General features: G+C 55.6%; 2 protein-coding genes and 1 pseudogene. All 3 read right to left on the bottom strand.

The genetic code is table 11. The features are described 5' to 3' along the window. Positions 1 to 66 (bottom strand): annotated as a pseudogene (locus tag MTR66_RS21500) (ATP-binding protein); the annotation flags it as partial. Positions 67 to 171: 105 nt separating this feature from the next. Next, entirely contained in the window at positions 172 to 597 is a 426-nt protein-coding gene (locus tag MTR66_RS21095) for a hypothetical protein (protein ID WP_243924697.1), read from the bottom strand. A gap of 94 nt (positions 598 to 691) precedes the next feature. Continuing rightward, positions 692 to 1,088, bottom strand: a 397-nt coding sequence (locus MTR66_RS21100; RefSeq protein ID WP_456094042.1) for a magnesium chelatase subunit ChlI family protein, incomplete at its 5' end; no start/stop codon positions are given.

The following is a 1,088-nucleotide window of genomic DNA, read 5'->3' on the forward strand; positions in this document are numbered from 1 at the left end:
GAGTGCCGGATCGCCCAGATGGCCGCAGCGGCACGGGTTCATCGCCGCGATGAGCTGGACGCAAGCTGTAATGCACGTAGGCTGAAAAAGTTGGTCGCAAATGGCGTAAACCAGCGGTTTGTATTTTCGCTTATCAGCTCACTATTAGTGACAGCTGTGCATTTCCTTTGCTTAGTTTGCGATGTGCGCTGGACCGTCGAAAGGTCGCGGAATAGTAATCAGAAGGTGTTTCAACGCCTCCTCGTATTCAGGGAACATTTCGGTGATGTAGTCTGTGGGAATTTGGGGCCGCGGAGACGGTTCTCCATCTGGCCACGCGGACACAAAGTTGGGAAAGAAATATATCTTCCCAATCACACCTTCCCGACTCTGGAAAAGGAATGAAACGCCGTCCCACAAATTGTTTTTGGACGAACAGCGGATTGGGTTCGTGATGTTTGTGACGAGAAGTTCAGGTAAGTCTTTGATGCTTGAGACGAACGTTGTGAATCTTGCCGCTTCAAGAAGGATACCCTCCTTGGGAGGCTTTCCCAAGGGTTGGTCAGATTCGGATTTTACCGATCGTTCATCTTTCTTTCGGCCAAAAATGCGGATCATCGAAAACCTCCTAGTTTTCACGAAATCTATTATCGCATTCAAACCTATTCGGGAGGGTCTCTCGTTTTTGTTAAGCAACACGAAGAACTTTTAATCACGCCCTCGGCGCCTGCCTACGGTAGCTTAGTGCCTCAGCCACGTGAATGCGGCTTACGTTTTCCGCGCCGCTCAGATCGGCTATCGTGCGTGCTACACGTAAGATGCGAACATAGCCCCGTGCAGACAACCGCATCGCCTCGGCAGCCTGCATCAGCAGCTTGCGGCCGGTCTCGTCGGGAGCGGCGTGAGCTTCGAGCAGATCGCCGTCCAGTTCGGCATTGGTGCGCCGTCCTGTGCCATCCAGCCTTGCGGTCTGGATCTCGCGGGCGCGGGTGACGCGCGCAGCGACTTGCTCGCTGCCTTCCGCCGGGGGCGGCAGGGCGAGGTCGGCGGCGCGTACCGGGTCCACTTCCACGTGCAGGTCGATCCGGTCGAGCAGCGGGCCCGAGACC

It is taken from the genome of Novosphingobium beihaiense (genome assembly GCF_022832375.1).
Taxonomy (GTDB): Bacteria; Pseudomonadota; Alphaproteobacteria; order Sphingomonadales; family Sphingomonadaceae; genus Novosphingobium; species Novosphingobium beihaiensis.